At 72.8% G+C, this 23,077-nt stretch carries 17 protein-coding genes; all 17 read left to right on the plus strand.

Going from position 1 to position 23,077, the window contains the following annotated elements; genetic code table 11:
- Positions 1-66: 66 nt before the first annotated feature.
- The 17 genes from AC07FY_RS00270 (at position 67) to obgE (ending at position 23,051) form a co-directional block, all read left to right on the plus strand.
- Positions 67-1,218, plus strand: coding sequence for a sensor histidine kinase (locus AC07FY_RS00270; protein ID WP_478998606.1), 1,152 nt, complete (start codon positions 67-69; stop codon positions 1,216-1,218).
- A 248-nt stretch (positions 1,219-1,466) separates the two neighbouring features.
- Positions 1,467-3,014, plus strand: coding sequence for a bifunctional tetrahydrofolate synthase/dihydrofolate synthase (gene folC / locus AC07FY_RS00275; protein WP_478998608.1), 1,548 nt, complete (start codon positions 1,467-1,469; stop codon positions 3,012-3,014).
- 2 nt (positions 3,015-3,016) lie between these two features.
- Complete coding sequence (locus AC07FY_RS00280; RefSeq protein ID WP_478998610.1) at positions 3,017-3,385, plus strand: DUF4233 domain-containing protein; 369 nt, start codon at positions 3,017-3,019, stop codon at positions 3,383-3,385.
- Between the two features lie 64 nt (positions 3,386-3,449).
- Positions 3,450-3,860: a nucleoside-diphosphate kinase gene (gene ndk, locus AC07FY_RS00285; protein WP_478998612.1), complete on the plus strand. Its 411-nt coding sequence runs from the start codon at positions 3,450-3,452 to the stop codon at positions 3,858-3,860.
- 289 nt (positions 3,861-4,149) lie between these two features.
- Positions 4,150-5,169: a rod shape-determining protein gene (locus AC07FY_RS00290; RefSeq protein WP_008738981.1), complete on the plus strand. Its 1,020-nt coding sequence runs from the start codon at positions 4,150-4,152 to the stop codon at positions 5,167-5,169.
- 136 nt (positions 5,170-5,305) lie between these two features.
- On the plus strand, positions 5,306-6,253 hold the full coding sequence (gene mreC / locus AC07FY_RS00295) for a rod shape-determining protein MreC (protein WP_478998614.1): 948 nt from the start codon (positions 5,306-5,308) through the stop codon (positions 6,251-6,253).
- A 13-nt stretch (positions 6,254-6,266) separates the two neighbouring features.
- The gene (gene mreD, locus AC07FY_RS00300) at positions 6,267-6,962 is read left to right on the plus strand and encodes a rod shape-determining protein MreD (RefSeq protein WP_478998615.1); all 696 of its coding nucleotides are present in this window, start codon (positions 6,267-6,269) and stop codon (positions 6,960-6,962) included.
- A 13-nt stretch (positions 6,963-6,975) separates the two neighbouring features.
- On the plus strand, positions 6,976-9,150 hold the full coding sequence (gene mrdA / locus AC07FY_RS00305; RefSeq protein WP_478998617.1) for a penicillin-binding protein 2: 2,175 nt from the start codon (positions 6,976-6,978) through the stop codon (positions 9,148-9,150).
- A 13-nt stretch (positions 9,151-9,163) separates the two neighbouring features.
- The gene (rodA, locus tag AC07FY_RS00310; protein WP_478998619.1) at positions 9,164-10,363 is read left to right on the plus strand and encodes a rod shape-determining protein RodA; all 1,200 of its coding nucleotides are present in this window, start codon (positions 9,164-9,166) and stop codon (positions 10,361-10,363) included.
- Between the two features lie 49 nt (positions 10,364-10,412).
- Positions 10,413-11,951: a CYTH and CHAD domain-containing protein gene (locus AC07FY_RS00315; RefSeq protein ID WP_478998621.1), complete on the plus strand. Its 1,539-nt coding sequence runs from the start codon at positions 10,413-10,415 to the stop codon at positions 11,949-11,951.
- A gap of 72 nt (positions 11,952-12,023) precedes the next feature.
- A complete protein-coding gene (locus tag AC07FY_RS00320) occupies positions 12,024-13,949 on the plus strand; it encodes a TIGR03960 family B12-binding radical SAM protein (protein ID WP_478998623.1) in 1,926 nt (641 codons plus the stop codon).
- 117 nt (positions 13,950-14,066) lie between these two features.
- Positions 14,067-15,356 (plus strand): hypothetical protein, encoded by a 1,290-nt coding sequence (locus AC07FY_RS00325; RefSeq protein ID WP_478998625.1) that lies wholly within the window; start codon positions 14,067-14,069, stop codon positions 15,354-15,356.
- 129 nt (positions 15,357-15,485) lie between these two features.
- Positions 15,486-16,265 (plus strand): TIGR03936 family radical SAM-associated protein, encoded by a 780-nt coding sequence (locus AC07FY_RS00330; protein WP_478999788.1) that lies wholly within the window; start codon positions 15,486-15,488, stop codon positions 16,263-16,265.
- A 235-nt stretch (positions 16,266-16,500) separates the two neighbouring features.
- Positions 16,501-20,583: an Rne/Rng family ribonuclease gene (locus AC07FY_RS00335; RefSeq protein WP_478998627.1), complete on the plus strand. Its 4,083-nt coding sequence runs from the start codon at positions 16,501-16,503 to the stop codon at positions 20,581-20,583.
- 266 nt (positions 20,584-20,849) lie between these two features.
- Positions 20,850-21,170: a 50S ribosomal protein L21 gene (gene rplU / locus AC07FY_RS00340; RefSeq protein ID WP_030013082.1), complete on the plus strand. Its 321-nt coding sequence runs from the start codon at positions 20,850-20,852 to the stop codon at positions 21,168-21,170.
- Positions 21,171-21,183: 13 nt separating this feature from the next.
- On the plus strand, positions 21,184-21,438 hold the full coding sequence (gene rpmA / locus AC07FY_RS00345; RefSeq protein WP_069920265.1) for a 50S ribosomal protein L27: 255 nt from the start codon (positions 21,184-21,186) through the stop codon (positions 21,436-21,438).
- Between the two features lie 167 nt (positions 21,439-21,605).
- Positions 21,606-23,051 carry a GTPase ObgE gene (obgE, locus tag AC07FY_RS00350; RefSeq protein WP_478998629.1) on the plus strand — a complete coding sequence of 482 codons (1,446 nt, stop codon included), beginning with the start codon at positions 21,606-21,608 and terminating at the stop codon, positions 23,049-23,051.
- Positions 23,052-23,077: the final 26 nt, after the last annotated feature.

Genomic DNA, 23,077 nt, shown 5'->3' on the forward strand with positions numbered 1-23,077 from the left:
GCGGTGTCCCGTCGACCCCTCGCCCCGGATCCCGGTCCGCGGAGGCGACCACGGATGATGGAGGGCATGCACGCCAAGCCCCTCGCCCCGGCTCTCCACCGGGCCGTGGCCGCCGGCCGCCGGGTCACCGAGGGCTGGGCCGGTTCCGCCCGGGGGCTGGACGTCGCCACGGCGCTCGGCTGCCTCGGTCTGATGGCGCTGGACCTCCCCGGCCTCGCGTCGGCCGACAACTCCCTCAACGGGCCGCTGGCCGCCGGCGTGCTCGCCGCGGGCTGCGCGAGCCTGCTGGTGCGGCGCCGGCTGCCCTGGCTCTCGTACCTGGCGGCCCTGCTCTTCGTCGGCTGGCTGCACGAGCTGACCCTGATCCAGTTCGCCCTCTACTCCGTCGGCCGCTACCGGGGGCGCCGGGCCGGGATCCTCGCCACCGCCGGCTACGTGGCCTTCGCGGTGGCCCTGTTCCACGGCGTACCGGACTGGCCCGCGTCCTGGGCGGAGACGTTCAGCGGTCTGCTCGCCGTGGTCGTGCCGGTCGGGGTGCTCGCCTCGGCCGCCGGCATCGCCGCCTACCGGCACGACCTGGTGTCGGAACTGACCGCACGGCGGGCCGAGTCCGCCCTGCTCCAGGCCGTCCAGGAGGAGCGCACCTCGGTCGCGCGGGACGTCCACGACTTCGTCGGGCGGGAGCTGACGCTGCTGACGGTGCGCTCCGAGGTGCTGTCGGTCCGGGCCCGCGAGACGGCGTACGCGAAGGACTTCGAGGAACTGGCCGACACCGCGCGCCGCGCGCATCTCGTGCTCAACGAGATCATCGTGCAGCGCGGGGAGCGGGCCCCGACCCCGGGGGTGGACGGGCTGGCCGCGCTGGCCGAGGAGAGCGGGCGGGCCGGTTCGCCCGTACGGCTGGTCATGGACCCGCAGGCGCACGCGCTGTCGCCGCTGCGGCAGGCGGCCGTCTACCGGGTGGTGCAGGAGTGCCTGACGAACGCGGCCAAGCACGCCGGCGGTGAGACCGTCGAGGTGTCGATCGCGGTGGACGGGCCGAGGCTGCGGATCGCCGTCAGCAACGCCCTGCCCGCGCGGACGCCGGGCCGGGAGCCCGTCTCGGCGGGTTCGGGCACGGCCAGCATGGGGGAGCGCGTACGCAGCCTGGGCGGTGAGCTGACGGCGCGGCGGACGGGCGACGCGTACGAGGTCGTCGCCACCCTTCCGCGTGGTTAGGCGGTGCCTCCTCCGTCCCGATGGCCGGCGCGGTCGTGGTCCCCGCTTGCACCGCGACCACGGACGGCTCATCGGGCACGATGCCGCGGCCCCGTGCGTCGACCGGCGTGTTTCGGCTGCCGGCCTGCGGCAATCGTTCCGCCTCTCCTGCCCGCAGGGCTCGCTAACGATCTGGTCGCCGGGGCGGTCGAACGTCCCGCAACGCCCGGGCCGAAGGTCCTGCCGCTCCTCGTCCGTAGACTGGCCCCGTGAGTGAGCAGCAGCCCGAGAGCCACGACCGCGACTTCGGCTTCGACGAGTCCGGCGCGCCCGACGAGTTCGACCAGATCGTGGCGGAAGAGTCCGACCGCGACCCCGACCTGGCGGTGATCGAGGCCGGCAGCCGCACCCTGCGCGCCCAGGCCGGACCGCCCCAGGGCGATCCGGTGCCCGCCCGGCCCGCCGACCCGGAGGTCGCCAAGGCGCTGCTGGAGGTGGAGCAGGAGCTGGCCACCCGCTGGGGCGAGACCAAGCTGGAGCCGTCGGTCTCGCGGATCGCCGCGCTGATGGACCTCCTCGGCGAGCCGCAGCGCGCGTACCCGTCCATCCACGTCACCGGCACCAACGGCAAGACCAGCACGGCCCGCATGATCGAGGCCCTGCTGAACGCCTTCGAGCTGCGCACCGGCCGGTACACCAGCCCGCACGTGCAGTCGGTCACCGAGCGGATCAGCCTGGACGGGGCGCCGATCACCGCCGAGCGGTTCGTCGAGACCTACCACGACATCAAGCCGTACGTGGAGATGGTCGACGCCGCCGAGGAGTACCGGCTGTCGTTCTTCGAGGTCCTGACCGGGATGGCCTACGCGGCCTTCGCGGATGCCCCGGTGGACGCGGCCGTGGTCGAGGTCGGCATGGGTGGCACCTGGGACGCGACCAACGTCATCGACGGCGCGGTCGCCGTGGTCACCCCGATCAGCCTGGACCACACCGACCGGCTCGGCACCACGCCCGGCGAGATCGCCCGGGAGAAGGGGGGCGTCATCAAGCAGGGCGCCACCGTGATCCTGGCGCAGCAGCCCGTGGACGCGGCGCAGACGCTGCTGAAGAGGGCCGTCGAGGTCGACGCCACGGTGGCCCGCGAGGGCATGGAGTTCGGCGTGGTTGCGCGCGAGGTCGCCGTCGGCGGCCAGCAGCTGACGCTGCGCGGGGTCGGCGGGGAGTACGACGGCATCTTCCTGCCGCTGTACGGGGCGCACATGGCGCGCAACGCGGCGGTGGCGCTGGCCGCGGTCGAGGCCTTCTTCGGAGTCGGGACCGGTGGCCCGGAGCAGGCGCGGGAGCTGGATGCGGACACCGTGCGCAAGGCGTTCGCCTCGGTGACCTCGCCGGGCCGCATGGAGGTCGTACGGCGCAGTCCGACGGTGGTGCTGGACGCGGCGCACAACCCGGCCGGGGCGGCGGTCACCGCGGAGGCGGTCACCGAGTCCTTCGGCTTCAGCCGGCTGATCGGTGTGGTGGCCGCGAGCGAGGGCAAGGACGTCCGCGGGGTGCTCGAGGCCTTCGAGCCGATCTTCGCGGAGGTGGTGGTGACGGAGAACTCCAGCCACCGGTCGATCGGCGCTGACGAACTGGCCGCGGTCGCGGTCGAGGTGTTCGGCCAGGACCGGGTGCAGGTGGAGCCGCGGCTGGACGACGCCCTGGAGGCGGCGATCACCCTGGCGGAGGAAGAGGCCGAGTACGGAGGGGCCGGCGTCCTGGTGACCGGTTCCGTGATCACGGTGGGCGAGGCCCGCCTGCTGCTGAAGAGGGGCTGAGGATGCGCACGCTGTGTGCGAGCACGCTGATCGGCGAGTTCTTCGTGATCGGGTTCGCGGGCCTGGTGGCCATGAAGAACCCCGACCTGACCCAGACCGCGGTGTGGACGGTCTGCGGGGTCACCATGCTGCTCTCGGTGCTGCTGTGCGGGATGCTCTCGCGTCCGGGCGCGGTGCAGCTGGGCTGGGCCCTGCAGATCGGTCTGGTCCTGAGCGGGTTCGTCGTCCCGACGATGTTCTTCCTGGGCGCGGTGTTCGCGGGGCTGTGGTGGTGCTCGGTGCACTACGGCCGCAGGATCGACGCGATCAAGGCCCGCTGGGCCGCCGCGGCGGAGGCGCCGGCCGCCCCCGGGGCGCCTGACGCTGCGTGACGGCCGCCCCGAACGGCCCTGTAGATTCGTCCCACCGCACTCGTATGCCGCAAGGAGCCACGACATGACCCAGCGCACCCTCGTCCTGCTCAAGCCCGACGCCGTCCGTCGGGGTCTGGTGGGCGAGATCATCGGCCGCTTCGAGCGCAAGGCCGGCTGGAGCATCCCGGCGCTGGAGATGCGTACGCTCGACCGGAGCATCCTGGAGCAGCACTACGCCGAGCACGTGGGCCGGCCGTTCTACGAGCCGCTGGTGGGCTTCATGTCCGGCGGCCCGGTCGTGGCGCTGGTCGTCGAAGGGGAACGGGTGATCGAGGGCGTCCGCCAGCTGGCCGGTCCCACCGACCCGATCGCCGCGGCGCCGGGCTCCATCCGGGGGGATTTCGGCACCATCGTCCGGGAGAACCTGATCCACGCCTCGGACTCGGAGGAATCCGCGCAGCGCGAGCTGAAGCTCTTCTTCCCGGCGCTCTGATCCTGACGTGACATCAGCCGAATAGCGCTCATGGCCTGGGGCGACCGAAGTAATTTCGGTCGCCCTTCGGTATTTCCCCGCAGGAGCGGGAACGCCTGGGCAGAACACGTCGTCACCACTGATGGGGGCGGGTATCCATTCCGGCGGGATTACCGGCAGTCCCGTCGCGCGGTCCGCGGACCCGCGGCACTACGATGGGGCCTCCACCCACCCACCACCTCGCCGACCTGACAGCAGCCGCTATCAACTGGAAGGCCAGACGCTCCTCATGGGGAACAAGGGGAACAACATGTCGTTCATCGGCCGTGACATGGCGATCGACCTCGGGACCGCCAACACGCTGGTGTACGTGAGGGGCCGGGGGATCGTCCTGAACGAGCCGTCCGTGGTCGCCATCAACACGAACACCGGCGGCATCCTGGCGGTCGGCTCCGAGGCGAAGAAGATGATCGGGCGCACGCCCGGCAACATCGTCGCCGTACGGCCCCTCAAGGACGGCGTCATCGCCGACTTCGAGATCACCGAGCGTATGCTCCGGTACTTCATTCTCAAGATCCACAAGCGCCGCTACCTGGCCCGCCCGCGCGTCGTGGTGTGCGTGCCCTCCGGTATCACCGGAGTGGAGCGGCGCGCCGTCATCGAGGCGTCCACGCAGGCCGGCGCCCGCCAGGTGCACATCATCGAGGAGCCCATGGCCGCCGCCATCGGCTCGGGCCTGCCCGTCCACGAGGCCACCGGCAACATGGTCGTGGACATCGGCGGCGGCACCACCGAGGTCGCCGTCATCTCCCTCGGCGGAATCGTCACGGCACAGTCCATCCGGGTGGCCGGCGACGAGCTCGACAACGCGATCATCCAGCACATCAAGAAGGAGTACTCCCTCCTCCTCGGTGAGCGCACCGCCGAGCAGATCAAGATCACGATCGGGTCGGCCTACGACCTCGACAAGGACGAGCACACCGAGATCCGCGGCCGCGACCTGGTCTCCGGTCTGCCCAAGACGGTCGTCATCTCGGCCGCCGAGGTCCGCAAGGCCATCGAGGAACCCGTCAACGCCATCGTGGACGCCGTCAAGACCACCCTGGACAAGTGCCCGCCGGAGCTCTCCGGCGACATCATGGACCGGGGCATCGTCCTCACCGGCGGCGGCGCCCTGCTGCGCGGCCTCGACGAGCGGCTGCGTCGCGAGACGGGCATGCCCATCCACATCGCCGAGGACCCGCTCGACTCCGTCGCGCTCGGCTCCGGCAAGTGCGTCGAGGAGTTCGAGGCGCTCCAGCAGGTCCTGGACGCCCAGCCCCGCCGCTGACACCGCGCCCCTCCGGGCGGGTCGAAGCACGCGCAACACACAAGGATCCGCCGTACGGGTGCTACCGGGCCCGTGCGGCGGATCGTTGATATACAGGCAAAACAACATTCCGACGAGGAAGGCACGGCCGCCGCACGTGAGGGACACACGAGAAAGCCGGCTGCTCCTGGTGCTTCTGATCGCCATCGCGTTCGCGTTGATCACGGTGGACATCAGGGCAGGCGAGGACTCGCCGGTCGACGGTGCCCGGCAGGCCGCCGCGGCGGTCTTCGGCCCGGTCGAGGAGGGCGTGGCCACCGCCGTCGACCCGGTCGCCCACGCCATAGGGGCGGTACGCGACTCCGGCGAGCGCCACAGCCGGATCGCCGTACTGGAACGCGAGAACGCGGCCCTGAAGGCGAAGCTCGGCAGCGACGAGCAGACCCGCAGCCGCATCCACGAGCTGGACGAGATGCTCAAGCGGGCCGGCGCCGGCCAGTACGGCATCAAGGGCGCCGAGGTCATCGCCATAGGAGCGGCCCAGGGCTTCTCCTGGACCGTCACCATCGACGCCGGCAGCAAGGACGGCATCGAGCGCGACATGACCGTGCTCAACGGCGACGGACTCGTCGGCCGGGTCACCACCGTCGGCCCCGACACCGCCACCGTCGTCCTCGCCAACGACCCCGACTTCACCGTCGGGACCCGCCTGGAGAAGACGGGTGAACTCGGCTTCGCCACCGGGCAGGGCGACCGGGCGCTGTCCGTGCAGATGCTCAACGGCAAGGCCCGCATCGCCCCCGGGGACCGCCTCGTCACCTTCGGCTCGCACGGCAACAAGCCGTTCGTGCCCGGCGTGCCGATCGGCGAGGTCGTCAAGGTCGACGCCGCCCGCGGCGACCTGACCCGCACCGTCTGGGTGCGGCCGTTCGTCGGCTTCTCCCGCCTGGACATCGTCGGCGTCGTGGTGATGCCGCCGCGCGAGGACCCGCGCGACGCCGTCCTGCCGCCCAAGCCCGAGGCTCCCAAGCCCACCCCGACGGTCACCGTCACGGTCACCCCGTCCGGGTCCGCCAGCGTGCCCGCCAAGCCGGCCGACGAGTAGGAGCAGACCGACCATGCGCTTCAACCGGATCCTGCTCTCGGCCACGCTCGTCGTGGTCGCCCTCGTCGTCCAGGTCACCGTCCTCGGCCGGCTCCAGCTGCCCGGCGCGGTGCCCGACCTGCTGCTGCTCACCGTCGTCGCCCTCGCACTCGTCTACGGGCACGTCAGCGGCGCGCTCATCGGGTTCGCCGCCGGCCTCCTCGCCGACCTGGCACCCCCCGCGGACCACGCCGCCGGACGGTACGCCCTCGTCCTGTGCCTCATCGGCTACCTGGCCGGGCTGGTGCGCCCCGACAACGGACGGTTCCGCTCCGCCTGGGGCCCCCTGCTCACCGTCGTCGCGGCGGCGATCGGCTCCACCCTGCTGTACGCCGGGGTGGGCGCCCTCGTCGGCGACACGGCCGCCCGCCACGTCGGCCTGACCGGGCTGCTGTTCACCGCCACCCTCTACGACCTGCTGCTCGCGCCCTTCACCGTGCCGTTCATCATGGCGCTGGCCCGGCGCGCGGAGAGCGACCCGATGGCCGTCGAGGCCGGCGGCGGACCGCCGCAGGGCAAGGACGTGTCCTCCGGCTGGCTCGCGGGCGGCACCGGCCTGCGCATCGGCAGCCAGCGCGGCGGCCTGCGTCTGAGGACCGCACGGGGCCGCGCCAACAAGGCCGTCCGCATAAAGGGGGTCAAGGCCGTCAAGAGCGTGAAGAAGCTGTGAGGGAGGAGCCGACGTGACCAATGTTCCGGAGACCGGCCGCACCTCCCGTGTGCAGATCCGGCTCGTCATCATGCAGGTGCTCATCCTCTCGATGCTGGTCACCCTCGGCGGTCGCCTCTGGTACCTCCAGGTCCGCAACGGGGAGGAGTACTACCACGAGGCGAAGAGCAACCACGTGCAGCGGGTCGTCCGGCCGGCCGTGCGCGGCCCGGTCCTCGACGCCCGCGGCGTCCCGCTCGCCGACAACGAGACCCGCCTGGTCGTCTCGGCGAGCCGCACCGCGCTGATGAAGATGAAGGACAAGGGCAAAGGCGTCATGACGCGCCTCGCGGACGTCCTCGGCATGAGCCCCAAGGACGTCATGGACAAGGTCCGGCTCTGCGACTCCCAGACCCCCAAGCCCTGCTGGAACGGCTCCCCCTACCAGCCGATCCCCATCACCATGGAAGCCAGCACGCAGCAGGCGCTGCAACTGCGGGAGCGCCCCGAGGACTTCCCCGGCATCACCGCGGAGCCCACCGCCGTCCGCCGCTACCCGGCCCCCGGCGGGGCCCGTACGGCCCAGGTGCTCGGCTACCTCTCGCCGGTCACCGACGAGGAGATCCAGAAGGCGAAGGACTCCGACTCGCCGCACCTGCGGTCGGACCAGGTCGGCCGCTCCGGGATCGAGCGCACCTACGACAAGCAGCTGCGCGGCAAGGCGATGGTCACCTCCTACGAGGTCGACAACCTCGGCCGGGTCATGCACCAGACCGAGTCCGACCCCGGAGTGCCCGGCTCGACCCTGATCACCAGCATCGACGCCCGGGTCCAGTCCGTCGCCGAGTACGAGCTCCAGCAGGCGATGAAGACCGTCCGCCAGGAGACCGACAAGATCACCGGCCGCAAGTACGAGGCGGACTCGGGCGCCGTCGTCGTCATGGAGACCAAGACCGGCCGCGTCGTCGCGATGGCCTCCCAGCCGGACTACGACCCCAACGCCTGGGTCGGCGGCATCTCCGCCAAGGACTACGCACGGCTCACCAGCAAGGGCTCCAACTACCCGCTGCTGAACCGGGCGATCCAGGGGCAGGCCCCGGCCGGCTCCATCTTCAAGGTGGTCTCGGCCAGCGCGGCCGTCCGCGCCGGCTACGCCTTCGACGACAAGTACAACTGCAGCGCCTCCTACAGCATGGGCAACCGGAGCTTCGCGAACTTCGAGTCCAAGGGGCACGGCCCCATCACCCTCGGCGAGGCCCTCAAGTTCTCGTGCAACACCGTCTTCTACGCCCTCGGGCACAAGGAGTGGCAGCGCGACGGCGGCATCAAGCCGAAGAAGGACGCCCACGACTGGTTCTACCGCACCGCCCGCGAGTTCGGGCTCGGCTCCGAGACCGGCATCGACCTGCCGAACGAGGTCACCGGGCGCATCCCCGACCGCCGGTGGAAGAAGAGCTTCTGGGCGGCCAACAAGGACTCCTGGTGCAAGCAGGGCAAGAAGGGCGGGACCTACGTCGAGCAGATCGCCTACGAGAGCTGCCTCGAAGGCAACCAGCTGAAGGCGTTCGACAGCATCAACTTCGCCATCGGGCAGGGTGACGTGCTCGTCACCCCCATCCAGATGGCCACGGCCTACGCGGCCATCAGCAACGGCGGCACCCTCTTCGACCCCACCGTCGGCAAGGCCGTGATCAGCCCCGACGGCAAGCGCGTCGAGATGATCAAGCCCCGGCCCCACGGCAGGCTGCCGATCGACGCCCAGACCGTCCGCAACCTCGACAAGGGCCTGCGGATGGTCGTCGAACCCGGCGGCACCGCCGCCTGGCGGTTCGGCGGCTGGCCGCTGGACAAGATCCCGATGCGGGCCAAGACCGGCACCGCCCAGGTCTACGGCAAGCAGACCACCTCCTGGCTCGCGACCTACACCGACGACTTCACGATCGTCATGACCATCTCCCAGGGCGGCACCGGCTCGGGGGCCTCGGGCCCCGCGGTCCGCAACATCTACAACGCCATCTACGGTCTCGACATGGCCGGCAAGCAGGACGTGAAGAAGGCCCTGCTGCTGAAGCCCGAGACGAAACTCCCCAGGATCCGCCCCGACGGCTCCATCGATTCCCCCGAGATCCGGCCGTACGTGCCGCCGTCCCCGGAGGAGCTGGCGCCGCCCGTGCTCGCCGGCCCGCCCCGTCCCGCGCAGCACGACTGAGGACCGATACCGCATGCAGACCGCCAACAAGTTCTCCGTCTCCCGGTACGCGCCCCAGCGCGGGGCGATGGCCAGGCTCACCGCCCGCGACTCCGTGGTGCGCCGGCTCGACTGGCCGATACTCCTCGCCTCGCTGGCGCTGTCCTTCATCGGCGCCCTGCTGGTGTGGTCGGCGACCCGCAACCGGACCTCCCTGAACCAGGGCGACCCCTACTACTTCCTGGCCCGCCACGCGCTGAACACCGGCATCGGGCTGGTGCTGATGATCGGCACCATCTGGCTCGGCCACCGCACCCTGCGCGGCGCGGTGCCGGTCCTGTACGGGATCTCGCTCCTGCTGATCCTCGCGGTGCTCACCCCGCTCGGCGCCACCATCAACGGCGCCCACGCGTGGATCGTCCTCGGGGGCGGGTTCTCCCTCCAGCCCTCCGAGTTCGTGAAGATCACGATCATCCTGGTCATGGCGGTGCTGCTGGCGGCGCGGGTGGACGCGGGTGACCTCACCCATCCCGACCACCGCACGGTCGTCAAGGCCCTGTGCCTGGCGGCGGCCCCCATGGGCATCGTCATGCTGATGCCCGACCTCGGCTCCGTCATGGTCATGGTCGTCATCGTGCTCGGCGTGCTGCTGGCCTCCGGCGCCTCCAACCGATGGGTGTTCGGCCTCATCGGCTCGGGGGCGGCCGGCGCCGTCCTGATATGGCAGCTCGGCGTGCTCGACGAGTACCAGATCAACCGCTTCGCGGCCTTCGCCAACCCCGAGCTCGACCCGGCGGGCGTCGGCTACAACACCAACCAGGCGCGCATCGCGATCGGCTCCGGCGGGCTGACCGGCTCCGGGCTCTTCAAGGGCTCGCAGACCACCGGCCAGTTCGTGCCGGAGCAGCAGACCGACTTCGTCTTCACGGTCGCGGGGGAGGAGCTGGGCTTCGTCGGGGCCGGGCTGATCCTCGTCCTGCTGGGCGTGGTGCTGTGGCGGGCCTGCATGATCGCCCGCGAGACCACCGAGCTCTACGGGACGATCGTGTGCGCCGGGATCATCGCCTGGTTCGCCTTCCAGTCCTTCGAGAACATCGGGATGACCCTCGGGATCATGCCGGTGGCCGGGCTCCCGCTGCCGTTCGTCTCCTACGGAGGATCGTCGATGTTCGCCGTGTGGGTGGCCATCGGCCTCCTCCAGTCGATCAAGGTGCAGCGGCCGTTGTCGGCTTGACCGCGGCTCGTCCTGCGCTCGTGATCGGTTCGGGATTAGATTCGATCCCATGGCGGACACGAAGCGCGAGATCGAGCGGAAATTCGAGTTCACGGATGCGGCGGCGGCCCGGCGCGGGGTCCCGGACCTGACGGGCACGGCCGCGGTCGCGGCCGTCTCCGACCGGGGCACGGTCGAGCTGGACGCCGTCTACTACGACACCCCCGACCACCGGCTGGCCGCGGACGGCATCACCCTGCGGCGCAGAACCGGCGGGGCCGACGCGGGCTGGCACCTCAAACTGCCCGTCTCCCCGGGCGTGCGCGACGAGATCGGGGCCGAGCCCGGCGACACCGTCCCCGAACGGCTGAGGGCCCTCCTGCGCTCCCGGGTGCGCGGCGCCGCGCTGGAGCCGCGGGTCCGGCTGCTCTCCTCGCGCAAGGTCGGCCACCTCCTGGACGCCGACGGGGCCCTCCTCGCGGAGCTGAGCACCGACACGGTCCTGGCGGAGCGGGACGGGGCCACCGCCGCCTGGACCGAGGTCGAGGTGGAACTCGCCGACGGCACCGACCCCGGGCTGCTGGACGCGGTCGAGAAGGTCTTCCGCAAGGCCGGGCTGCGGGTGTCCGACTCCCCGTCCAAACTCGCCCGCGCCCTGGCCGAGACCGGGGGCGCGGCAGGGGCCGCCGCCGGGCCGCCGCTCCCGCCCGCGGGGGATCCCGCGGACGGTACGGCGGGCGCGTACGTGCTGGCCTACCTGCGGGAACAGCGCGACGCCCTGGTCGCCCTGGACCCCGCCGTGCGGCGCGGGCTGCCGGATTCCGTCCACCGGATGCGGGTGGCCACCCGGCGCCTGCGCAGCGCCCTGAAGACCTACCGCAAGGTGCTGGACCGGGCCGTCACCGACCCGGTCGGCGAGGAGCTGCGCTTCCTCGCCGCGGAACTCGGCGTCGAGCGCGACCAGGAGGTCCTGGCCGAGCGGATCCGGGCCCACGTGGCCGAGCTGCCGCCCGAGCTGCTGGCGGGACCGGTCCGCGACCGGCTGCGGACGTGGGACGAAGGTCGCCGCACCGCGTCCCGCCGCCGGGCCCTGGCCGCGCTGGACAGCGCCCGCCACCTCGCCCTGCTGGACTCCCTCGACGCCCTGCTGGCCGCGCCGCCGCTGCGCAAGGCCGCCGGCGGGCACGCGGAGCGCGTCCTGCCCAAGGCGGTGCTGCGCGATGACGAGCGGCTGGCCGGCCGGGTGGAGAGCGCGCTCGCCCAGGAGCCCGGCGCGGAACGCGACGTCGCCCTGCACGAGGCCCGCAAGGCGGCCAAGCGCGCCCGCTATGCGGCGGAGGCGGCCGTGCCGGCCGCCGGCAAACCGGCGAAACGCCTGGCCAAGGCCGTCCAGAACGTCCAGACCCTGCTCGGCGAGCACCAGGACAGCGTGGTCGCCCGTGAGGCCCTGCGCGGTCTTGGCGACCAGGCGGCCGAGGCGGGTGAGCCGTCCTTCACCTGGGGGCTGCTCTATGCCCGGGAGGAAGCCCTGGCCGAGCGCTGCGAACGCGAGCTGCCCCGGGTCTGGGAGAAGACCTCCCGGCGGAGGCTGCGGGCCGCCCTGGAATGATCATGTGGGTGGGGGCGGCCGGCCCTGGAGGTACGCTTGAGAGCTGCCCCCTGCCCGCTTCACGAAAGTCGCGTGATGACCGAATCGGTCTTCCCTCAGCTTGAGGCTCTGCTTCCGCATGTGCAGAAGCCCATCCAGTACGTCGGCGGTGAACTCAACTCCACGGTCAAGGAGTGGGAGAGCTGCGACGTCCGCTGGGCGCTCATGTACCCGGACGCGTACGAGGTCGGGCTGCCCAACCAGGGCGTCATGATCCTTTACGAGGTGCTCAACGAGCGCGAGGGCGTGCTCGCCGAGCGCACCTACAGCGTGTGGCCGGACCTCGAGGCCCTGATGCGCGAGCACCGGGTGCCCCAGTTCACCGTGGACAGCCACCGCCCCGTCTCGGCCTTCGACGTGTTCGGGCTGTCCTTCTCCACGGAGCTCGGCTACACGAACATGCTGACGGCCCTGGACCTCGCGGGCATCCCGCTGCGGTCCAAGGACCGCACGGTCGACCACCCCATCGTCCTCGCGGGCGGCCACGCGGCCTTCAACCCCGAGCCGATCGCGGAGTTCATCGACTGCGCCGTCATCGGCGACGGCGAGCAGGCCGTCCTCGACATGACCGGGATCATCCGCGCCTGGAAGGCCGAGGGGCGGCCGGGCGGGCGCGAAGAGGTCCTGCTGCGCCTGGCGAAGACCGGCAACGTCTACGTGCCCGGCTTCTACGACGTCGAGTACCTGCCGGACGGCCGCATCGGCCGGGTCGTGCCCAACCGCTCCGGCGTGCCGTGGCGGGTGTCGAAGCACACCGTCATGGACCTCGACGAGTGGCCGTACCCGAAGCAGCCGCTGGTCCCGCTCGCCGAGACGGTGCACGAGCGGATGTCCGTGGAGATCTTCCGCGGGTGCACCCGCGGCTGCCGCTTCTGCCAGGCCGGCATGATCACGCGCCCCGTGCGGGAGCGAAGCATCACCGGCATCGGCGAGATGGTGGAGAAGGGCCTGAAGGCGACCGGCTTCGAGGAGGTCGGCCTCCTCTCCCTCTCCTCGGCGGACCACACCGAGATCGCCGACATCGCCAAGGGCCTCGCGGACCGCTACACGGACGACAAGGTGGGCCTGTCCCTGCCCTCGACCCGGGTGGACGCCTTCAACGTGGACCTGGCCAACGAGCTGACCCGCAACGGGCGCCGCTCCGGCCTGACCTTCGCGCCCGAGGGCGGCTCCGAGCGCATGCGCAAGGTCATCAACAAGATGGTCTCGGAAGAGGACCTGATCCGCACCGTCGCCACCGCCTACGGCAACGGCTGGCGCCAGGTGAAGCTGTACTTCATGTGCGGCCTGCCGACCGAGACCGACGAGGACGTGCTGCAGATCGGCGACATGGCGGTCAACGTCATCGCCAAGGGCCGCGAGGTCTCCGGCCAGAACGACATCCGCTGCACGGTGTCCATCGGCGGGTTCGTGCCCAAGCCGCACACCCCGTTCCAGTGGGCGCCGCAGCTGTCGGCCGAGGAGACGGACGCGCGCCTGGGCAAGCTGCGCGACAAGATCCGCGCCGACAAGAAGTACGGCCGCTCCATCGGCTTCCGCTACCACGACGGCAAGCCGGGCATCGTCGAGGGCCTGCTCTCCCGCGGTGACCGCCGCATCGGCGACGTCATTCTGGCCGTGTACGAGTCGGGCGGCCGGTTCGACGGCTGGCGCGAGTACTTCAGCTACGACCGCTGGATGGAGGCGGCGCAGAAGACGCTGCCCGCCCACGGCGTGGACGTCGCCTGGTACACGACCCGCGAGCGCACGTACGAGGAAGTCCTGCCCTGGGACCACCTCGACTCCGGTCTCGACAAGGACTGGCTCTGGGAGGACTGGCAGGACGCCCTCGACGAGACCGAGGTCGAGGACTGCCGCTGGACCCCGTGCTTCGACTGCGGCGTCTGCCCGCAGATGGACACCAGCATCCAGATCGGCCCGACGGGCAAGAAGCTGCTCCCCCTGACGGTCGTGAAGTGACCGCGGGCTGAGCCGGGCCCTCGAAGCGCCCCCCGCCGGACACGGCGGGGGGCGCTTCGCGTCCGGGGGCGGCCCTTCGCGTGCAACGGCCGGGGCCGGTCCTGCGTCGTCGAGGGCATGGACCTGGAGAAGCACGGCGGGCACGAGCCACCACCACCCGCGGGACAGGGGTGTGTGTACGCGGTGGTCCGGATACCGGTGCGGATCCTGGCCGTGGCGGTCGTGCTGCCCGTACGGCTGGTCTGGGACCTGCTCGCCCTCGGCGCGCGCGCCGTCCACCGCCGGGCCCTGCGCCCCGCCGGGGACGCGGTGGCCCGCGCCTGCGCCTGGCTCCTCCAGTACGGGCTGGTTCCGGCCGGGCACGCGCTCACCTGGCTGGCGCGGGGTGCCGGGCTGCTGCTGAAATGGGCGGCCCTGGCCGTCTTCCACTGGCCCTGGGCCGGGTTGTGGCGGTATGTGCTCGCGCCGGCCGGGGGCGCCCTGTGGCGCCGGGTCCTGGTACCGCTCGGGCAGGGGGCCTTACTCCTGGGGCGGGGAGTCGCCGTCGCGCGGGGCCGACTGGCCCTGGCGCTGTTCGTCTGGCCGTGGACGGCCCTGTGGCGGTACGCGCTCCTCCCCGCCGGGGCCGCGCTCCACCGCCACCTGCTGCGGCCGACCGGCCGCGGGCTCGCATGGGCGGTCCTGGCCGCGGTCCGGTACCTGCTGAAACCGGCCGGTGCGGCCGCCGCCTGGACGGTGGGTGCCGTGTGGCGGTACCTGCTCGTGCCGCCGGTCCGGGGCGCCGCCCGGCTGGTCCGCGCGCTCCACCTCCACGTGCTCGCTCCGGCCGGCCGCGCCCTGCTGTGGTTCCTGCCGCGCGCCCTCGCCGCCGTGTTCGTCCGGCCGTGGGCGGCGCTGTGGTGGTACGTCCTCGTCCCCGCCGCCACCGGCACCCACCGCTTGCTGCTGGCCCCGCTCGGTCGCGGCCTCGCCCGCCTGGCCCGGGGCCTGTACCGCTGCGTCCTGACACCCCTCGGCCATTTCGCCGCGGCGACCTGGCGGTTGGCCGGGCACGTCAGCCGCGCCCTGGGCCGCGGCCTGCTGTGGTTCTGGCGCGGCTGCGTCGTCCGCCCCGCCGCGTGGGTGCACCGGCGGGTGGCCGCGCCCGTCGGCCACCTGGTCCGCGGGGCGTGGCGGGCGTCCCGGGGCGCGGCCCGCGCGGCATGGCGCACCTCGCGCACCGCGGGGGCCGAGGTGTGGCAGAGCGCGTGCGCCGCCGTCCGGGACGCCCGCGCCGGGGTGCGCCAGGCGCTCTTCGGTCCTCCTCCGCGGGAACCGGCGAGGTCACGGGCGCGTACTCTGGGTAGTACGACAGCCAAGGGCCACACGCCCGCCCCCGAGATCTCCCTGCGCGAAGGCCAGGGGTGAGCCGGCGGCAGGGCGCGGCGGCCCGCAGGCCCCCAGACGCTCAGGGCGACGCGCGAGACGCGGAGCCCCGCACAAGGAGAAGAACCACTGGGCAAGCGACAGCCCGAAGGCCCGCCTCCCGCACCCGTGGTGCAGCGCATCCGACTGCGCTACACCAAGCGCGGCCGCCTCCGGTTCACCAGCCACCGCGACTTCCAGCGAGCCTTCGAGCGGGCTCTGCGCCGCGCCGAGGTGCCGATGGCGTACTCGGCCGGATTCACCCCGCACCCCCGCGTCTCCTACGCGAACGCCGCCCCGACCGGGACCGGCAGCGAGGCGGAGTACCTGGAGATCGCACTCGCCGCGCCCCGCGACCCCGAGAAGCTCCGCGAGCTCCTCGACGAGTCGATGCCGGCGGGGCTCGACATCGTCGACGCCGTGGAAGCCCGCACCTCGGGCCTCGCCGACCGGCTCACGGCCTCCGTGTGGGAGCTGCGCCTGGACGGCGTGGAGGTGGCCGAGGCCGAGCGCGCGGTGACGGCCTTCCTGGCCGCCGAGACCGTGGAGGTGCAGCGACGGACCAAGAACGGCGTAAGGAGCTTCGACACGCGCGGCGCTGTAGTCAGTCTCGAGGCGGTTCCCGCCCCGGCTGATAGGCCCCTGGACCAGGCTTGTGCGATACTGCGCCTGGTTGTTCGGCATCTGACACCTGCCGTGCGACCCGACGACGTCCTGTCCGGTCTCCGAGCTGTGGCCGACCTGGCGCCGCCGGTCCCCTCAGCGGTGACCAGGCTGGCGCAGGGGCTCTTCGACGAGGAGTCCGGCACGGTGACCGACCCGCTCGCGCCCGACCGCGAGGCTGATACGGCCGCCCCACCCACGGCCGCCGTAGCCGCCGACGCGAAGGCGCCGGAAGGTCCCGCCGCGTAGGGATCGTCGTCGCCGCGCAGCCCTGGCACTCGGGAGCCACCTGGGTCGGGCCGCGCACTGACCTGAAGACTTCCGCCAGGCCGTACGGACAACACGTACGGAACCGGCGGCCATGGACTAGAGCTCCCGTGTGGCGAACGCGCCCCGGAGGCCGGCTCCGCGCCCAATACGCGGAGCCGCGCCGGACCGGAAGTCAGCCGCGGCGCCCGGGAGCGTGACGGGAGAACCGCCCGCAATGCCCCAGAACGAGAACGAGAACACCGCAGACCGCACCGGTCCGAGCGACAACCTGCCCCCGCGCAGGCGTCGCCGCGCAGCGTCCCGGCCCGCCGGCCCGCCCGGCGGCCCGGCCGCCGAGAGCGCCCCGGTGACCGAGGCCGCTCCGGCCGCCCCCGTGGAGGAGGCCGCTCCGGCCGCCGCCCCCGCCCGGACCCGCCGCCGCGCCACCCGCGCCGTGGCCGCCCCGGCCGCCGCCGAGACCCAGGCCGCCGAAGCCGTCGTCGCCGAGGCCCCGGCCGCTGCCGAGGCACCGGCCGCCGTCGAGGAGGCCCCCACCGCTGCCGCCCCGCGTGCCCGCCGCCGTGCGACCCGCGCCGTGGCCGCTCCCGAGGCCCCGGCCGCCGAGACCCCGGTCGCCGAGTCGGTGCCGGTGGAGGAGGAGCCCGCCGCTCCCGCCCCGCGTACCCGCCGCCGCGCCACCCGCGCCGTCACCGCGCCGGCCGCCCCTGCTTCCCAGGCCGCCGAGGTCGTGGAGGCGCCTGCCGCCGAAGCCCCGGTCGCCGAGGCGGTGCCGGTGGAGGAGGAGCCCGCCGCTCCCGCCCCGCGTACCCGCCGCCGTGCCACCCGCGCCGTCGCCGCGCCGGCCGCCCCCGCTTCCCAGGCCGCCGAGGTCGTGGAGGCCCCTGCCGCCGAGACCCCGGTCGCCGAGGCCGTGCCGGTGGAGGAGGAGCCCGCCGCTCCTGCCCCGCGTACCCGCCGCCGCGCCACCCGCGCCGTCGCCGCGCCGGCCGCTGCGGCCGCTCCGGCGGAGGTCCCCACCGAGGACGAGACCCCCGCGGGGGTGGAGGAGGCCCCCAGGGCCGCCACCCGCCCCGTGACCGTCGCCGACGCCGTGGACTCCCCGAAGCGCGGCGGCCGCCGGCGCGCCACCCGTTCCGCCGCGCCGGCCGCACCGGCACCGGCCGCGCCGGCCGCCGCGCCGCAGCCCGCCGCCGAGCCCGAGGCGCCCGCCGCCCCGGGCCGTGCCCGCCGCGCCGCGCGCCCCGCCGTCGCCGTGTTCCAGGCGCCGGTGTTCGCCGAGCCGATGTTCCAGACCCCCGAGACCGCCGCCATGGCCGCCGCGGCGGCTGCCGCCGGCGAGGCCGAGGAGGAGGAGGCCGAGACCGAGGTCGAGGCCGAGGTCGTGGAGACCCCCGCGCCGCAGCCGGCCGGCCGCCGCCGCCGGCGTGGCCGCGGCGCCGCCGCCGAGAGCGCGCCGGTGTCGCTGCCCGAGGTGCTCGCCGAGGAGGAGCCCGAGGCGGAGGCCGCCGAGCTCGAGGAGGAGGGCGCCGAGTTCGACGAGGGCGACGAGTCGGGCGAGCGCCCGTCGCGCCGCCGCCGCCGGGGTGGGCGCCGCCGCCGCCGCGGCGAGGCCGCCGAGCTCGACGAGGCAGCCGAGGAGGAGACCGCCGCCCCGGCCGCCGAGCAGGAGGCCGACGACGAAGAGGGCGAAGAGGAGGACGGCGAGGACGCCGAGGCGCTGGGCTCCAGCTCCAGCCGCCGCCGCCGTCGCCGTCGCCGCCGCAGCGGGGACACCGCAGCCGAGTCCGCCGAGGCGGGCGAGGAGGACGGGGTCCGCACCGTCGTCAAGGTCCGCGAGCCGCGCCCGGCCCGCGAGCGCGCCGAGTCCACCTCCTCCGACGAGGTCCAGTCCATCAAGGGCTCGACCCGCCTGGAGGCGAAGAAGCAGCGCCGCCGCGAGGGCCGCGAGCAGGGCCGCCGCCGCGTGCCGATCATCACCGAGGCCGAGTTCCTGGCCCGCCGGGAGGCCGTCGAGCGCGTGATGGTCGTCCGCCAGTCCGGCGAGCGCACCCAGATCGGCGTCCTCGAGGACAACGTGCTCGTCGAGCACTACGTCAACAAGGAAGAGGCCACCTCCTACGTCGGCAACGTCTACCTGGGCAAGGTCCAGAACGTGCTGCCGTCGATGGAGGCCGCCTTTATCGACATCGGCAAGGGCCGCAACGCGGTCCTCTACGCCGGCGAGGTCAACTTCGAGGCGCTCGGCATGGCCAACGGGCCGCGCCGCATCGAATCCGCCCTCAAGTCCGGCCAGTCGGTCCTGGTGCAGGTCACCAAGGACCCGATCGGCCACAAGGGCGCCCGCCTGACCAGCCAGGTCTCGCTGCCCGGCCGCTACCTGGTCTACGTGCCCGAGGGCTCGATGACCGGCATCAGCCGCAAGCTGCCCGACACCGAGCGCGCGCGCCTGAAGACCATCCTCAAGAAGATCGTCCCCGAGGACGCGGGCGTCATCGTGCGCACCGCCGCCGAGGGCGCGAGCGAGGACGAGCTGCGCCGCGACGTCGAGCGTCTGCAGGCCCAGTGGGAGGACATCCAGAAGAAGGCGAAGCAGATCTCGACCTCTTCGCCGAGCCTGCTGTACGGCGAGCCGGACATGACCGTCCGCGTCGTGCGCGACATCTTCAACGAGGACTTCTCGAAGGTCATCGTCAGCGGTGACAGCGCCTGGGAGACCATCCACGGCTACGTGGACCACGTCGCCCCGGACCTGGCCGACCGGCTGTCGCGCTGGACCTCCGAGGTCGACGTCTTCGCGACGTACCGGATCGACGAGCAGCTCGCCAAGGCGCTCGACCGCAAGGTGTGGCTGCCCTCGGGCGGTTCGCTTGTGATCGACAAGACCGAGGCGATGATCGTCATCGACGTCAACACCGGCAAGTTCACCGGTCAGGGCGGCAACCTCGAGGAGACCGTCACCAGGAACAACCTGGAGGCGGCCGAGGAGATCGTGCGCCAGCTGCGGCTGCGCGACCTCGGCGGCATCGTCGTCATCGACTTCATCGACATGGTCCTGGAGTCCAACCGCGACCTGGTCCTGCGGCGCATGCTGGAGTGCCTGGGCCGCGACCGCACCAAGCACCAGGTGGCCGAGGTCACCTCGCTGGGCCTGGTCCAGATGACCCGCAAGCGGGTGGGCCAGGGCCTGCTGGAGTCCTTCTCCGAGACCTGCGTCCACTGCAACGGCCGCGGCGTCATCGTGCACCTGGAGACCCCGACCGCGATCGGCGGCGGCGGCAACGGCAAGCGTGCGAAGCGGCGCGGCGGCAAGGCCGAGGCCGACCAGCACGACCACGACCACGAGGTCGAGGCGGTCGAGACGGCCGAGGCGGAGTTCGAGACCGTCGAGGAGCTGGCCGCCGAGGTCGCGGCGCCGCGGGCCCTGCCCGAGCCGGAGTTCGTCGCGGACGAGGAGCTGTACAGCAGCCCGGCCGAGGCGGAGGCCGCCGCGGGTCTGAGCGGGCGTCGCAACCGTCGCCGCGCCACCCGCAAGGCGACCGCCCCGGCGGGCGCCCCGCGCGGCGCCGCCGCCCAGGCTCCGGCTCCGGCTCCGGTCGCGGACCCGGCCCCGGCGCCCGTCGTCGAGGCCGAGCCGGTCACCGTGCCGGCCGACACGGTCCTGGAGCCGCCCGCCGAGGTCGTCGCCGAGGCCGTGGACGCGGTGGAGACGGTCGAGGCCGTGCCCGCCCCGGTCGACGAGGCCGCGCCGAAGGGCCGTACCCGTCGCCGGGCGACCCGCAAGGCCACCGCCCCGGCGGGTGCCCCGGCCCCCGCGGCCGAGGCGGCCCCGGAGCCGGTCGCGGCGGCGGAGCCCGAGCCGGTCGTGGAGCCCGAGCCGGTCGCCGCGGCGCCCGAGCCCGAGCCCGTCGCCGAGGCCCCCGCGGCCGAGGCCGCGCCGGCCCGTCCGCGCCGGCGTGCCACCCGTAAGGCCACCGCACCGGCCGGTTCCCCGGCGGGCGCGGCGGAGGCCGCCGTGGTGGTCGTCGAGGCCCCGGTGGCCGAGGCCGCCGAGCCCGTCGAGGAGGCGGCTCCCGTCGAGGAGGCCGCTCCCGTGAAGAAGGCCGCCCGCAAGGCCCCGGCCAAGAAGGCGACCGCGGCGAAGAAGACCACCACCGCCACGAAGGCGGCGGCGGCCAAGAAGACCGTGGCCAAGAAGGCGGCCACGACCAAGAAGACCGCGACGAAGCGGGCGACGAAGAAGACCGCGGCGGCCGAGCAGCAGACGCCGCCGTCCGTCTCGGCTCCGACCGAAGCCTGATCCGTCCGCGACCGTGGGCCCCGCCGCGCGGCGGGGCCCACGGGGTCGTGCGGGACCCGGTTTGACCCCTTGGAACCGGGCCCGTAACCTGAACCGTCGGCGTGTCCTGTACGAATCCGTACAGCGTGCGCCGCGCTCCTGAGCACCTTCCTCCCGCTGAGCACCGCGCGGGAGAGGCCGCTCGTCCATTCCGGATCAGCGCGGGCCCCGGCCCGACTGAGCGGCTGGCTTCAGGAGCATCCGTCCCGAGTGAGAGAGAGATCCGCGTGTACGCCATCGTGCGCAGCGGTGGTCGCCAGCACAAGGTTGCTGTCGGCGACATCGTTGAGGTTGACAAGATTTCCACTGCCAAGGTTGGCGACACGGTCGAGCTCTCGACCCTGCTCGTTGTCGACGGCGAAGCCGTGACCAGCGACCCGTGGGTCCTGGCCGGCATCAAGGTCACGGCCGAGGTCGTGGACCACCACAAGGGCGCCAAGATCGACATCCTGCGCTACAAGAACAAGACCGGCTACCGCCGTCGCCAGGGTCACCGCCAGCAGTACACGGCGATCAAGGTCACCGGTATCCCCGCGGCTGCGAAGTAAGAGGGACTGAGACATGGCACACAAGAAGGGCGCATCGTCCACCCGGAACGGGCGCGACTCCAATGCCCAGCGGCTCGGCGTGAAGCGCTTCGGCGGTCAGGTCGTCTCCGCTGGTGAGATCCTCGTCCGCCAGCGCGGCACCCACTTCCACCCGGGCGCGGGCGTCGGCCGTGGCGGCGACGACACGCTGTTCGCGCTGCAGGCCGGTGCCGTCGAGTTCGGCACGCACCGTGGCCGCAAGGTCGTCAACATCGTTCCGGCCGCCTGATCAAGCTCCTGCTGATCGAGCGTTCGTAACTTCCCGAGGGCGGATCTCAGCTCTTTCCGGCGCCAGCCGGGAAGAGAGGTCCGCCCTCGGCGCGTTGTCACATAGACACGTTTAATGGGCAGCAAGGCCTGCCCGGGACATTCCCGTATGTATCTGGAGGAACACCCATGACCACCTTCGTGGACCGCGTCGAGCTGCACGTCGCCGCGGGTAACGGGGGCCACGGCTGCGCCTCCGTTCACCGGGAGAAGTTCAAGCCGCTCGGCGGCCCCGACGGCGGCAACGGCGGCCGGGGCGGCGATGTGATCCTGGTCGTCGAGCAGGCGGTCACCACCCTGCTGGACTACCACCACAGCCCCCACCGCAAGGCCACCAACGGCAAGCCCGGCGAGGGCGGCAACCGCTCCGGCAAGGACGGCCAGGACCTGGTCCTGCCCGTGCCGGACGGCACCGTCGTCCTCGACAAGGAGGGCAACGTCCTCGCCGACCTCGTCGGCCAGGGCACCACCTACGTCGCCGCCGAGGGCGGCCGCGGCGGCCTCGGCAACGCCGCGCTCTCCTCCGCCCGCCGCAAGGCCCCCGGTTTCGCGCTCCTCGGCGTCCCCGGCACCACCGGCGACATCGTCCTGGAGCTCAAGACCGTCGCCGACGTGGCGCTGGTCGGCTTCCCGAGCGCCGGCAAGTCCTCGCTGATCTCGGTGCTCTCCTCGGCCAAGCCGAAGATCGCGGACTACCCCTTCACCACCCTGGTCCCGAACCTGGGCGTCGTCACCGCCGGCTCGACCGTCTACACGATCGCCGACGTCCCCGGCCTGATCCCCGGAGCCAGCCAGGGCAAGGGGCTGGGCCTTGAGTTCCTGCGGCACGTCGAGCGCTGCTCGGTGCTCGTGCACGTGCTGGACACCGCCACCCTGGAGTCCGACCGCGACCCGATCGCCGACCTCGACGTCATCGAGGAGGAGCTCAGGCTCTACGGCGGGGGACTCGAGAAGCGCCCGCGCCTCGTCGTCCTGAACAAGGTCGACATCCCGGACGGCCAAGAGCTCGCCGACATGGTCCGCCCGGACCTGGAGGCGCGCGGCTACAAGGTCTTCGAGGTCTCCGCGGTCGCCCGTACGGGTCTGAAGGAGCTCTCCTTCTTCCTCGCCGAGGTCATCGCCAAGGCCCGTGCCCGCAAGCCGAAGCAGGAGGCGACCCGCATCGTCATCCGCCCGAAGGCCGTGGACGACGCCGGCTTCACCGTTACCTACGACGAGGTCGAGGACGTCTACAACGTGCGCGGCGAGAAGCCGGAGCGCTGGGTGCGCCAGACCGACTTCAACAACGACGAGGCCGTGGGCTACCTGGCCGACCGCCTCAACCGCCTCGGCGTCGAGGACGCCCTGAAGAAGGCCGGCGCCCGCGCCGGTGACGGCGTGGCCATCGGCTCCGACGAGAACGCGGTCGTCTTCGACTGGGAGCCGACGATGATGGCCGGCGCCGAGATGCTGGGCCGCCGCGGTGAGGACCACCGTCTGGAGGCTCCGCGCCCGGCCACCACGCGCCGCAAGGAGAAGGAAGCCAAGCGCGGGGACTCGGCGCAGCAGGAGTACGACGAGTTCCGGCCGTTCTAGTCCCCTTTCCCCAGGGGGCGCCCGGC

This window comes from Streptomyces sp. NPDC045967 (assembly GCF_056430495.1).